The following is a 13,292-nucleotide window of genomic DNA, read 5'->3' on the forward strand; positions in this document are numbered from 1 at the left end:
GATACGCCGGGCCGCCCGGGGCGCGGCGGCCCTGTCAGAGGGGCAGGCGCCGGGCGGCAGGGTTGGGGATCAGAACTTGAACTGGGATACCGTGACGCCGCGCAGCGGCTTGATGACGGTTTCGAACAGGTTCACCGTTTCGAAGCTGGCCGCGGTGGTGCGGGTGATGCGACAGGCCGTCATGACGGGCGCCTGGCCCACGATCACGACCAGGCGGCCGCCCATGCGCAACTGGTACTTCAGCGCGTCGGGGACGGTCGGCACGGAACCCGTGACGAGGATGGCGTCGTATTCGGTGGAGCCCCAGCCGTTGCGGGCGTCGCCGGTTTCGACCTTGACGTTGGTGACGTTGTTCATCTGCAGGTTCTGCTGCGCGAACGTCACCAGGCGGCTGTCGATTTCGACCGAGGTGACCTGCTGCGCCAGGTAGCCCAGCAGCGCGGCCTGGTAGCCGGAGCCGGTGCCGATTTCCAGCACGCAGTCGGACTTGGTCAGCAGCAGCTCTTGCGCCAGGCGGGCTTCCACCTTGGGCGCCAGCATGTTCTGGCGGGTGTTGACCGCGTTGATCTCAAGCGGCAGTTCCAGGTCGGAAAACGCCAGCGCGCGCAGGGCCGGCGGAACGAATTGTTCGCGGCGCACATCGAACAGCGCTTGCAGCACGTTGGCGTCCAGAACGTCCCACGGGCGGATCTGCTGTTCCACCATGTTGAAGCGGGCTTGTTCTACGTCGGGCAGGGTCGAAGCGTTCATGACGGTCAGAAAAAACAGAGGAATCAACAGACCATTGTACCGATTCGTAGCGTACTGTGACGCCCGGCCCCGCCGACAGATGTTTCAGACGCCGCCCGGATCTACCACCAGGCGTGGAAGTGGTGCACCGGGCCGTGGCCCGAACCCACCGACAGGCGCTCGGCGTGGCGGATGGCCTCCGTGAGGTAGGCCTTGGCGCGGCGCGCCGCCTCGGGCACGTCCCCGGTTTGCGGCAGCAGCGCGGCCAGCGCCGCCGACAGCGTGCAGCCGGTGCCGTGGGTGTTGACGGTCTCGATGCGGTGGCCGGGCAGCTCGATCATGCGGTCGCCGTCATGCAGCAGGTCGATGGTCTCGCTGCCGGGCAGGTGGCCGCCCTTGACCAGCACCCAGCGCTCACCTGAATGCGCCAGCTTGTTGCGCAGGCGTTCGGCCACGCGCCGCATTTCCTTGACGGTCTCGACCGGACGCTCTTCCAGCAGCACGCCGGCTTCGGGCAGGTTGGGCGTCAGCAGGGTGGACTGCGGCAGCAGGGCCTCGCGCATGGCGCCCACGGCGTCGCGTTCCAGCAGCAGGTCGCCGCTTTTGGCCACCATGACCGGGTCCAGCACCACGTGGGCCGGTGCCCACTTGGCGAGCTTCTCGGCCACCACCTGGATCACCGGCTGCTGGCCCAGCATGCCGATCTTGACCGCGTCGATGCGCACGTCCGCGAACAGCGTGTCGATCTGCTGGCCGACGAAAGCGGGCGGGACCGCCGAGATGCCGGTGACGCCCTGGGTGTTCTGCGCCGTCAGCGCGGCGATCACCGCGCAGCCGTAGGCGCCCAGCGCGCTCATGGCCTTGACGTCGGCCAGGATGCCGGCGCCGCCGGAGGGGTCGACGCCAGCGATGGTCAGCGCGTTGGGGATGGGGCGGCCGCTGGCGGCCTGCTGGCGGCCGTTCATTTGGGGGCGCCCGCCGTGATCAGGCCTTCGTTGGGCGAGCTGGGGGCGCCGCTGTACAGCTTCTTGGGCATGCGGCCAGCCAGGAAGGCCTCGCGGCCGGCTTCCACGCCCTTCTTCATGGCGCTGGCCATCAGGATGGGATCGCGCGCGCCGGCGATGGCGGTGTTCATCAGGACGGCGTCGCAGCCCAGCTCCATGGCGATGGCGGCGTCCGACGCGGTACCCACGCCGGCGTCCACCACGATGGGCACGCGGGCCTGCTCGATGATCAGGCGCAGGTTCCAGGGATTCAGGATGCCCATGCCCGAGCCGATCAGCGAGGCCAGCGGCATCACGGCGACCGCGCCCAGGTCTTCCAGCATGCGGCACTGGATGGGATCGTCGGTGCAATACACCATGACCTTGAAGCCTTCGTCCACCAGGGTCTTGGTGGCCTTCAGGGTCTCCGGCATGTTGGGGAAGAGGGTCTGCGGGTCGCCCAGCACTTCCAGCTTCACCAGGTCGTGGCCGTCCAGCAGTTCGCGCGCCAGGCGCAGCGTGCGCACGGCCTCGTCGGCGCTGTAGCAGCCGGCGGTGTTGGGCAGCAGCGTGAATTTGGACGGCGGGACGTAGTCCAGCAGGTTCGGTTCACCGGCGTTCTGGCCGATATTGGTGCGGCGGATGGCGACGGTGACGATCTCGGTGCCGCTGGCGTCCAACGCCGCGCGGGTCTGTTCGAAGTCCTTGTACTTGCCGGTGCCGACGAGCAGGCGCGACGAGTAGGCGCGGCCGGCGATGGTGAGAGTGTCTTGAGTGGTCATGGCGGAGGTTCAAAGGGCGGGTGCGCACGATGCGAGACCCGCGGGGACTGGCGATACGTTGGACGAATGATAAAGCACGGCGCCGCGCGGCAGACGTGCTCGGTGAAATGCGGCGTTCCACTATTTGCAGATCGTGGTGCGGACACGTTCAGCGCAGGCGGTCCAGGTCGGCGCAGATCGCCTCGGCGGCGTCGATCAAACGCGGACCCGGGCGGTACAGCGCGTCGGCATCCACGCCGTACACATGCCCCAGCCGCGCGGCGGGCAGTCCCAGTGCCTGCCAGGCGGCCAGGTTGCGGGCGCCGTCCTCGGGGCGGGAGATGCCGGCCAGCACCGCCTCGGGGCGCGCCGCCAGCACGCTTTCCAGCGTGACCTGGGGCGCCACCACGGGCGCCTGGCCGAAGACATTGACGCCGCCGCAGACGCGCAGGGCGTCGCTGACGATGCTGCTGTCGTTCAAGGTGTAGATGGGGTCCAGCCCCGCCTGCACGAAGACGCGCACGGGGCGGCGGCCGGCATAGCGGGCGGCCAGGGCGTCCAGGCGCGCGCGCAGGGCCTGGGCGGCAGGCCGCGCCTGCGCTTCGGTGCCGAACAGCGCGCCCATGCGTTCGACCGCGTCGGGGATGGCGGCCAGGGTCTGCGGGTCGCTGTAGAACACCGGCACGCCCAGCTTGTCCATCACCCGCGCCAGCGGCGCGGCGGCGGCGGGCTGCCAGGCGATCAGCAGGTCCGGACGTACGGCAGCCACGCGTTCGGGATCGGGCTGGGTGCCGTCGCCGATGATGGGCAACTGGCGGGCGGCGGGCGGATAGTCGCTGCCACGGATGGTGGCGATGAGCCGGTCGCCCGCGCCGGCGGCAAAGACCAGCTCGGTGGCGTGCGGGGCCAGGGTGACGGCGCGCCGGGCGGGAGCGGCCAGCGAGACCTGGCGTCCCTGGTCGTCGCGGATCTGGATGACCGCGCCGGCGGCGGAACCCGCCCCGGTATCCGTCGCCGGACCTGCTGCGGCGAGTCCCGCGGACAGCAGCGCGCCCAGGGCCAGGAACAGCCCCGGAGCGATGCGAGGGTGGGTACGTGCGAGGGGCATGCAGGAAGCCGATATAGCCAGCGGGGAACGCCGACTATATCGGAATGCCGCGATCAGTAGCGCAGCGTGAGCGACGCGTAGAAATTGCGGCCCGGGGCGGGGTACAGGCTGTAATTGGCGACCGGACCCAGCATCTCGAACGAAGCATTGCCGCCGCGGATGCCGTAGGTGGCGTACTGGCGGTCGAAGATGTTGTTCACGCCGATGGCGCCTTCGATGTTGCGCGTGAACTTGTAGGCCACCTTGGTGTTGAACAGCACGTAGGCGTCCAGTTCCTTGGCGAACTGGTTGGCCTGGTCGTTGTCCATGCGCGACTTGCCCACGTATTGCGCCGTCACGTTCCACAGGAACGCGTCGGTGGGACGCCAGGTCACGCCGGCGTTGGCCAGCCACTTGGGCGCCAGCGGCACGGTCTTGCCCGCCAGGTCCACGCCGGCGTAGGTGCCGGAGCGGAATTGCGCTTCCATCCAGGTCAGGTTGGCGTCCAGCGACACGCTGCTGGAGATCGCGGTGTGGCCTTCCAGTTCGATGCCTTGGCGGCGGGTCGGGTCCAGGTTGGTGTTGGCTCCCGTGCCCGGGCCCCAGATGCCATCAGCCAGCGGGTTGTACTGGATTTCGTTGGTCAGGTCATAGCGGAAGTACGACAGGCGGGCGCTGCTGCTGGCCGACTGCCAGGTCACGCCGATTTCCTTGTCGGTGGAGGTCTGCGGCGCCAGCGGGGTCTGCACCGACAGCAGTTCGTCGGCGTTGGGCAGGCGGAAGCTGCGGCCGACCTTGCCGTACACGCCGAAACCGGCGGGCAGGTCCTGGCGCACGCCCAGCTGCCAGGCGGTCAGGTGGTTGCTGCGGTCCGACGCCGTGCCCGAGCCAGAGATCACGTCCAGGTCGTCGGAGGCGTACTGGCGGCGCACGCCGGCCGTCACGTAGGTGCTGTCGGTGGCGCGCACCTGGCCTTCGGCGAACAGGCCGTACTGGTGCTGGCGCGACTGCCACTTCGAGGGCTGGAAGTCGTAGTAGGCGTTCTGGTTGGCGGTGGTCTTGGCTTCCTGGCCGTCGGCGCCGAAGACGATGCTGTGGCCGCCGTTGATCGGCAGGCGGTAGCGCACGCTGGCGATGTTCTCTTCCAGCTTCTGGTCGCGCAGGATGTCGCCGAAGCCGTCGTAGGTCAGGCCGTCGAGCTTTTTCTCGCGGGTCGACAGGTCGGCGTACAGGGTGCCGGCGCCGATCGCCTGCTCGAGCTGCAGGCCGAAGGTAGTGGTCGTGGTCTTGACGTAATCGACGTCGTTCTTCGAGCCGCGCGGATCGTCCTGGTATTCGTTCAGGCCGGTCTTGGGGTTGATCGTGCGCGGACCGGGCAACTCCAGCTTCTGCGTGGTGGTGCGGCCGTACAGGCGGATCGAGCCGTCGTCGTGGCGGAACGTGATGCCGCCGCCGCCGCCCTCGCGGCGCTCGCCGCTGTGGTCGCGGTAGCCGTCGCTGTGCAGCGATTGCATGTAGGCGTCGACGCCGACCTTTTCATTGTTCATGGACACGGCCGCGTCGTACTGGCGCAGGCCATAGCTGCCGAAGGTGGCGGTGGCGCGGGCGGCGACCGGCTCCTTGGTGAAATCGGAACGCGTGATGATGTTGATCACGCCGCCGGTGGTGCCGCCGCCGTATTGCACGGAACCGCTGCCGCGCACGATTTCAATGCGCTCGACCTGGTCCAGCGGCACTACGCCGAGGCTGGGCGCCGACAGGTCGTTGGTGTTCTGCTTGACGCCATCGATCAGGATCAGCGTGTTGCTGGCGCCGGTGATGCCGAAGCCGCGCAGGTCGACGATGGAGTTGTCGCTCGAGCTGCTGGTGTTGATCAGGTGGATGCCGGCCTGGGTCGACAGCACGTCCTGCATGGTGCGGGCGCTGGACGCGGCGATGTCTTCGGCGGTGATGACCGAGATCGACACCGGCAGCGTGCGGCCGTCGGTCGGCACGCGCTGGGCGGTGACCGTGATGGCGTCGAGCTGGGGAGTGGAGGAGGCGGCTTGCTGGGCGGCGGCGATGGCCGGGGCGGAGCAGAGCAGGGCGCCGGCATAGCGCCGGATGGAGCGGGTTTTCATCTACGTAACCTCGATGCGACCCGCGACCCCGCAGGCCATTCACGATGGGGAGGATGCCCAAGCCGCGGCGGGCCGGTGTAGGCCTGGCGGCAATGCATGGACTTCCTTGCGATCGAACAGGCCGGTATCGGGCTGCCATGGGCGCATTGCGCGCATGGGGACCGTTGCGGGGGCAGCACAGGCTGGAGCCAGGGGTTGCCGGCGCCTTGTGGGGCGGCAGTCCTGGGAGGTTCTTCCTGTTTCCCGTTTACCTTTCGCGCGCGGTGCGGCAAGTGTTGCGTTCTTGCCTGCCCTGTGCGCCGAAAGCACCGGTTCGGGGCCGAAACTGTATCACCGGGAGGCGCGGATAGGCCCATTTTGTTACGATCAGGGCTTGTTTTTGCGGCGTTTTTCGCTTTTTCGCCACATTGCGCCGCCATCGCCAACTCCATCCGGACCTGCCCGTGTCGTATCCCCGCCTGCCTTACCCGCCCGAAGCCTATACCCATGGCGGTGAATTCGCCCGCCTGCTGGGCAAGCGCATCCTGATTCTGGATGGCGCCATGGGCACCATGATCCAGCGCTACAAGCTGGGCGAGGCGGACTTCCGCGGCGAGCGCTTCGCCGGCCACGGCAAGGACGTCAAGGGCAACAACGAGCTGCTGTCGCTGGTGCGCCCGGACGTGATCTCCGAGATCCACCGGCAATACCTGGAAGCGGGCGCCGACGTCATCGAGACCAACACCTTCGGCGCGACGACCATCGCGCAGGGCGACTACGAGCTGCCGGAACTGGCCTACGAACTGAACCTGGTGTCCGCCCGCCTGGCGCGCGAGGCCTGTGACGCCTACAGCACGCCTGAGCGGCCGCGTTTCGTGGCCGGCGCGCTGGGCCCGCAGCCCAAGACGGCCTCGATCTCGCCGGACGTGAACGATCCGGGCGCGCGCAACGTCACCTTCGAGGAACTGCGCGTCGCCTATGTGGAGCAGCTCAACGGCCTGCTGGACGGCGGCATCGACATCGTCCTGATCGAAACCATCTTCGACACCCTCAACGCCAAGGCGGCCATCTTCGCCACCGAGGAAGTGTTCGAGGCGCGCGGCGTGCGCCTGCCCGTGATGATCTCGGGCACGGTGACTGACGCGTCCGGCCGCATCCTTTCCGGCCAGACCGTGGAAGCCTTCTGGAACTCGGTGCGCCACGCGCGCCCCATCACCATCGGCCTGAACTGCGCGCTGGGCGCGGCGCTGATGCGCCCCTACGTGGCCGAGCTGGCCCGCATCTGCGACACCTACGTCTGCGTCTATCCGAACGCCGGCCTGCCCAACCCGATGGCCGAAACCGGCTTCGACGAAACCCCGGCCGACACCTCCGCGCTGCTGGAAGAGTTCGCGCGTGCTGGCCTGGTGAACATGTCGGGCGGCTGTTGCGGCACCACGCCGGACCACATCCGCGAGATCGCGGCCAAGGTCATGTCGCTGACCCCGCGCGCCGTGCCGGACATTCCGGTGAAGACCCGCCTGTCGGGCCTGGAACCGCTGAACATCGACGAAGACACGCTCTACGTCAACGTGGGCGAACGCACCAACGTGACGGGCAGCAAGATGTTTGCCCGCCTGATCCGCGAAGAGAAATACGACGAGGCGCTGGCCGTGGCCCGCCAGCAGGTCGAGAACGGCGCGCAGATCATCGACATCAACATGGACGAGGCCATGCTGGATTCGGTGGCCTGCATGCGGCGCTTTCTCAACCTGATCGCCTCCGAGCCCGACATCGCGCGCGTGCCGATCATGATCGACAGCTCCAAGTGGGAAGTCATCGAGGAAGGCCTGAAGTGCGTGCAGGGCAAGCCCGTGGTGAACTCGATCTCCATGAAGGAAGGGCTGGAGCCCTTCCGCCACCATGCGCGCCTGTGCCGCCGCTACGGCGCGGCCGTGGTGGTGATGGCGTTCGACGAACTGGGCCAGGCCGACACGCTGGAGCGCCGCAAGGAAATCTGCGGCCGCGCCTACAAGATCCTGGTCGAGGAAGAAGGCTTCCCGCCGGAAGACATCATCTTCGACCCCAACGTCTTCGCGGTCGCGACCGGCATTGACGAGCACAACCACTACGCCGTGGACTTCATCGAAGGCACGCGCTGGATCCGCGAAAACCTGCCCTACGCCCGCATTTCGGGCGGCGTGTCCAACGTCAGCTTCTCGTTCCGCGGCAATGAGCCGATGCGCGAGGCGATCCACACGGTGTTCCTCTACTACGCCGTGAAGGAAGGCATGACGATGGGCATCGTCAACGCCGGCCAGCTGGGCGTGTACGCCGACCTGGATCCCAAGCTGCGCGACCTGGTCGAGGACGTGGTGCTGGACCGCGCCGAGCCCGTGGGCAAGACGGACGCCGACGACGAGCGCACGCCGACCGAACGCCTGGTGCAGTTCGCCGACAGCGTGAAGGGCTCGGGCGCCAAGAAGGAAGAAGACCTGACCTGGCGCAACGCTGAGGTCGAGGCCCGCCTGTCGCACGCGCTGGTGCATGGCATCACCGCCTTCATCGTCGAGGACACCGAGGAGGTGCGCCAGAAGATCGCCGCGCGCGGCGGCCGTCCGATCGAAGTGATCGAAGGCCCGCTGATGGACGGCATGAACGTGGTGGGCGACCTGTTCGGCGAGGGCAAGATGTTCCTGCCGCAGGTGGTGAAGTCGGCCCGCGTCATGAAGCAGGCCGTGGCCCACCTGGTTCCCTTCATCGAGGAAGAAAAGCGCCAGATCGCGGCCGCCGGCGGCGACGTGCGCGCCAAGGGCAAGATCGTCATCGCCACGGTCAAGGGCGACGTGCACGACATCGGCAAGAACATCGTGTCGGTGGTCCTGCAGTGCAATAACTTCGAAGTCGTGAACATGGGCGTGATGGTGCCCTGCGCCCAGATCCTGGAAAAGGCCAAGGAAGAGAACGCCGACATCGTCGGCCTGTCCGGCCTGATCACGCCCAGCCTGGAAGAAATGGCCTACGTCGCCAGCGAAATGCAGCGCGACGAATACTTCCGCAGCCGCAAGCTGCCGCTGATGATAGGCGGGGCCACCACCAGCCGCGTGCATACCGCCGTGAAGATCGCGCCCAACTACGAAGGCCCGGTGATCTACGTGCCGGACGCCAGCCGTTCAGTGGGCGTGGCCACCAGCCTGATGTCGGATCAGTCGGAAGCCTACCTGGCCGATCTGGCCCAGGAATACGAAGAGGTGCGCCGCCGCCACGCCAACCGCAAGGCCACGCCCATCCTGCCGCTGGCCGAAGCGCGCGCCTCGCGCCCCGCGATCGACTGGGACAACTACACGCCGCCGCGCCCCAAGTTCATCGGCCGCCGCACGTTCAAGAGCTACGACCTGGCCGAGATCGCCAAGTACGTGGACTGGGGCCCGTTCTTCCAGACCTGGAGCCTGTTCGGCCCGTTCCCGGCCATCCTGGACGACAAGGTCGTGGGCGAGCAGGCGCGCAAGGTCTACGCCGACGGCCAGGCCATGATGAAGCGCATCATCGAAGGCCGCTGGCTCACCGCCAACGGCGTGGTGGGCTTCTATCCGGCCAACAGCATCAACGACGAAGACATCGAGGTCTACAAGGACGAGACCCGCAGCGAGGTGCTGTTCACCTACCGCAACCTGCGCCAGCAGGGCGCCAAGCGCGAAGGCGTCAGCAACAAGTCGCTGTCCGACTTCATCGCGCCCAAGTCCAGCGGCAAGCTGGACTACATCGGCATGTTCGCCGTCACGGCGGGCCTGGGCATCGAAAAGAAGGAAGCGGAATTCGAAAAGGCGCTGGACGATTACTCCAGCATCATGCTCAAGTCGCTGGCCGACCGCCTGGCCGAAGGCTTTGCCGAATGCCTGCATGCCCGCGTGCGCCAGGACCTGTGGGGCTACGCGCCCGACGAAGCCCTGTCCAACGAGGACATGATCGCCGAGAAATACGTGGGCATCCGCCCTGCGCCCGGCTATCCGGCCTGCCCGGAACACGTCATCAAGACCGACATGTTCCGCGTACTGGACGGCGCCGACATCGGCATGATGCTGACCGACAGCTACGCCATGTACCCGGCTTCCAGCGTGTCCGGCTTCTACTTCAGCCACCCGCAGTCGCAGTACTTCAACGTGGGCGTGATCGGCGAAGACCAGCTGCAGGACTACGCGGCCCGCAGCGGCCGCAGCATCGAAGACCTGAAGCGCACCCTGGCGCCGAACCTGGGTTGAGCGCTGCCGGGGGAGCGGCCAGGCGTACTCGCCGGCCATTCCCCCGTCCATGCGGCTGTGCCGTTACGCTTGGTCTGCGTCCTGATGCGTCTTGCCACGGCCCACATAGGGAATGGCGTGGTCGATGGTTTCCCAGATGTAGCGCCCGGACGGGCTTTGCTGTTCCTCGGCCACGTGCGACACCAGGCCGGCCGCGCGCGAGATGACGGCGAAGCCGCGCATCAGTTCGGTCGGCACGCCGATCTCGCTGAGCAGCGCCGCGACCGCGCCGGTGGCGTTGATGGTGATGTGCCTGCCGTAGGTCTCGTCGATCGCAGCCGCGAGCAGGCGCAGCGCCTTGAGCGAGTCGCCCTTGAGGTCGGGTTCGGCCTCGGCCAGCGCCAGCAGCTTGATCGAGCGCGGGTCGTCGGGCTTGTGCAGATGGTGTCCGAAGCCGGGCAACGCGCTGCGCGATTCGCGGAATTCGCGGGCGATCGCCAGGGCTTCCGTGCGGCCATCGTCGGCCTGGCGGATGCGGTCCAGCAGGCGCGAGCAGTTTTCCATGGTGCCGACGAACTGGCTGCCCACCGCCATCAGCCCGGACGCCACCGCGCCCTGCAGGTTTTCCGGCGCGCTCATGTAGATCAACCGCGTGGCAATGGCGCTGGGCGTCAAGCCATGCTCCATCAGCGTGACCAGCACCGCGTCGACGATGCGCAGGTCCACCGGGCGCGCCTCGCGGCCCAGGATCTGCATGATCATGACTTCGGTGAAGGTCTTCTTGCCGATCAGGTCTTCGACCAGATCCACGTCGCGGTAGGACATGCCGGTGAGGTGATGCGCGCAGAGGCGGGTTTCGGGCGTTTTCATGGGGTCTCCTTCAGGGCCGCGTCACGCACGGCGTTTTTCAGCACCTTGCCCACGCTGGAGCGCGGCAGACTGTCATGGATGTGGAATTGCTTGGGCGTGGCCACGGGGCCGAGCAGGGCGCGCACGTGGGTCTTCAACTCGTCCGCGCTGGCCTGCGCACCGGGATGGAACTGCACGGCGGCGTGAACGGCTTCGCCCCATTTGTCGTCGGGCAGGCCGAACACCGAGCACTCGTACACCGCGGGATGCGCGGATAGCGCGTTCTCCACGTCCACCGGGTAGATGTTGAAGCCGCCCGTGATGATCACATCGCGCAGCCGGTCCTTCAGGAACAGATAGCCGCGCGTGTCGATCAGGCCGGTGTCGCCGGTATGCAGCCAGCCGTCCACGACCGTTTCGGCGGTCTTCTCCGGCAGGCGCCAGTAGCCGGACATGACCAGATCGCCCTGCACCACGACCTCGCCGATCTCGCCGCGCGGCAGCAGCGCGCCGTCGGGCGACATGATGGCCACGTCGCTGAGCCAGGTGACGCGTCCGACCGAGGCGCGGTTCTCCGGGGCTTCCAGATCGGCGGGCCGCAGCACCGTCATGATCTGCGGCGCCTCGGTCTGGCCGTAGGTGGTGCCCAGCACCGGGCCGAAGAAGTCGCGCGCCCGGTCGATCTTTTCCACGGGCATGGGCGCGCCGCCGTAGATCAGGTTGCGCAGGCGCGGGAAGTCGGCGCGCGAGACGCCGGGTTGCGCCATGATCATGTAGATCAGCGTGGGCGGCATGAAGCTCAGCGTGCCGCCGCGTTCGCGGAAGGCGGCGGTGATGCTGGCAGGCGTGACGCCGTCCAGCAGCAGGTGGGCGCCGCCGCAAGCCAGTACCGGCAAGAGGTAGGTGCCGGTGCCATGCGTGATGGGGGCTGCCACGACGTAGCGGTCTTCGTGGGTCAGGCCCCAGCTCATGATCTGGTTGATGATGCCCGCATTCCACGCGTGGTAAGGCTGCATCACGCCCTTGGGCAGGCCGGTGGTGCCGCCGGTGAACTTGATGGCCTGGGTGGCGTCGCGCGGCAGCGCATGGCGTTGCGGTTCGCGTCCGGCGCAGCGGGCCAGCAGCGCGTCCAGCGCCAGCGGCGCCGCCGCGTCTTCCAGATGGATGTGGCGGCGGCCTTGCGGCGCCTGGGCCTCGGGCGCCAGCGGCGCGCCCATGCCGTCCACGATCACGATGGACGGCTCGGTGGCGTCCAGGATGCGCCCGATCTCGCGCTCGGTGCTGCGGTAGTTGAGCGGCACCCACACCTTGCCGCTGGCCAGCACGGCCAGCAGCGCCAGGATGTGCCGAGCGGAATTGCCGGCACAGATCGCCACCCGCGTTTGCGGCGCCGGGTCCAGGTCCTGCAAGGCTGCGGCCAGCGCCCGCGTGTCGGCGGCCAACCGTGAGTACGTGACCTGGCCTTCGGGGCCATCCAGCGCGATGCGTTCCGGATACTGCTCGGCGGCGCGGAAGAAGAAATCTATCGGGTACATCCTGGTGTTCCTAGTTGGCTTTGAGGTTGGCGCTCTTGACGACCTTGCCCCACTTGTCGATCTCGCTGGCAATCTTCCTGGCGTAGGTTTCGGGCGTGTTGGGCTGCTGTGGCGCGTAGAAGCCGGACTGCTGGTAGGACGCCTGCAGCGCCGGGCTGGCCAAGGCCTTGTTGATGGCCTGGTTCAAGCGTTCGACGACGGGCTTGGGGGTGCCCGCCGGCGCCATCACGCCGAACCAGGATTCCACGTCGAAGCCGGCCAAGCCGGATTCGGCCAGGGTGGGCGTGTCGGGGGCGGACGGCAGACGCTGCGGCGAGGTGACGCCGATGGCGCGCAGCTTGCCCGCCTGCACATGCGGCAGCGACGAGGGCAGGTTGTCGAACATGGAATCCACCTGGCCGCCCAGCAAGTCGGCCACGGCCGGGCCGCTGCCGCGGTACGGCACGTGGAGGATGTCGGTGCCGGTCTGCATCTTGAACAGTTCGCACGACAGGTGGATGGACGAGCCGCTGCCGGACGAGGCGCAGGTCAGCTTGCCGGGGTTCTTCTTGGCGTAAGCCACGTATTCCTGCACGGTCTTGACCGGCAGCTTGGGATTGACCACCAGGATGTTCGGAATGGTCGCCAACAGGCCCACCGGCTCGAAGCCCTTCACGAAGTCATAGTTGAGCTGGCTGTACAGCGTGCGGTTGATGGTGTTGGCGATGGAGCCGACGTACAGCGTGTAGCCGTCTGGCGCGGCGCGCGCGACGATTTCCGCGCCGATGTTGCTGTTGGCGCCGGTCTTGTTCTCGACCACGAAAGTCTGGCCCAGTTCTTCCGAGAGGGACTTCGCCATCAGGCGCGCCACGATGTCAGTGGCGCCGCCGGCGGCGTAGCCGACCACCAGCGTCACGGGACGCTCGGGATAGGGCTTGGCCGCCAGGGCCGGGGCCGCGAGCAGCGCGCCCAGGGCGGCCGCCGCGGCGGCCCACCGCTTGCTTTGGATCTTCATTGTTGTCTCCGTCCTGTTTGTCTAATATTTGGACAAAT

9 protein-coding genes are annotated in these 13,292 nt (G+C 67.6%); 1 reads left to right on the forward strand and 8 read right to left on the reverse strand.

Features of this window, described 5'->3' with window-relative positions; translation table 11 throughout:
- Window positions 1-69 precede the first annotated feature (69 nt).
- The 5 genes from IAG39_RS02465 to IAG39_RS02485 all read right to left on the reverse strand — a co-directional run bounded on the left by IAG39_RS02465 (window position 70) and on the right by IAG39_RS02485 (window position 5,680).
- Window positions 70-750 (reverse strand): protein-L-isoaspartate O-methyltransferase family protein, encoded by a 681-nt coding sequence (locus IAG39_RS02465; protein ID WP_118933645.1) that lies wholly within the window; start codon window positions 748-750, stop codon window positions 70-72.
- A gap of 101 nt (window positions 751-851) precedes the next feature.
- Window positions 852-1,694 (reverse strand): bifunctional hydroxymethylpyrimidine kinase/phosphomethylpyrimidine kinase, encoded by an 843-nt coding sequence (gene thiD / locus IAG39_RS02470; RefSeq protein WP_118933621.1) that lies wholly within the window; start codon window positions 1,692-1,694, stop codon window positions 852-854.
- Window positions 1,691-2,494: a thiazole synthase gene (locus IAG39_RS02475; protein ID WP_054454980.1), complete on the reverse strand. Its 804-nt coding sequence runs from the start codon at window positions 2,492-2,494 to the stop codon at window positions 1,691-1,693. Before IAG39_RS02475 ends, thiD begins: the two co-directional genes overlap by 4 nt.
- A gap of 148 nt (window positions 2,495-2,642) precedes the next feature.
- Window positions 2,643-3,581, reverse strand: coding sequence for a cobalamin-binding protein (locus tag IAG39_RS02480; RefSeq protein WP_118933622.1), 939 nt, complete (start codon window positions 3,579-3,581; stop codon window positions 2,643-2,645).
- A gap of 53 nt (window positions 3,582-3,634) precedes the next feature.
- Window positions 3,635-5,680 (reverse strand): TonB-dependent receptor, encoded by a 2,046-nt coding sequence (locus IAG39_RS02485; RefSeq protein WP_059377493.1) that lies wholly within the window; start codon window positions 5,678-5,680, stop codon window positions 3,635-3,637.
- Between the two features lie 443 nt (window positions 5,681-6,123).
- Between IAG39_RS02485 and metH the strand changes: the two genes are divergently transcribed.
- Window positions 6,124-9,897: a methionine synthase gene (metH, locus tag IAG39_RS02490; protein ID WP_118933646.1), complete on the forward strand. Its 3,774-nt coding sequence runs from the start codon at window positions 6,124-6,126 to the stop codon at window positions 9,895-9,897.
- 63 nt (window positions 9,898-9,960) lie between these two features.
- Here the strand turns inward: metH and IAG39_RS02495 are convergent, their stop codons facing one another.
- The 3 genes from IAG39_RS02495 to IAG39_RS02505 are packed head-to-tail and all read right to left on the reverse strand — an operon-like array spanning window position 9,961 to window position 13,254.
- Window positions 9,961-10,746 (reverse strand): citryl-CoA lyase, encoded by a 786-nt coding sequence (locus IAG39_RS02495; RefSeq protein WP_118933623.1) that lies wholly within the window; start codon window positions 10,744-10,746, stop codon window positions 9,961-9,963.
- Window positions 10,743-12,260, reverse strand: coding sequence for a class I adenylate-forming enzyme family protein (locus tag IAG39_RS02500; protein WP_118933624.1), 1,518 nt, complete (start codon window positions 12,258-12,260; stop codon window positions 10,743-10,745). Before IAG39_RS02500 ends, IAG39_RS02495 begins: the two co-directional genes overlap by 4 nt.
- Window positions 12,261-12,270: 10 nt before the next feature.
- Window positions 12,271-13,254 carry a Bug family tripartite tricarboxylate transporter substrate binding protein gene (locus IAG39_RS02505; protein ID WP_118933625.1) on the reverse strand — a complete coding sequence of 328 codons (984 nt, stop codon included), beginning with the start codon at window positions 13,252-13,254 and terminating at the stop codon, window positions 12,271-12,273.
- Window positions 13,255-13,292: the final 38 nt, after the last annotated feature.

The organism is Achromobacter xylosoxidans (assembly GCF_014490035.1).
Taxonomy (GTDB): domain Bacteria; phylum Pseudomonadota; class Gammaproteobacteria; order Burkholderiales; family Burkholderiaceae_B; genus Achromobacter; species Achromobacter bronchisepticus_A.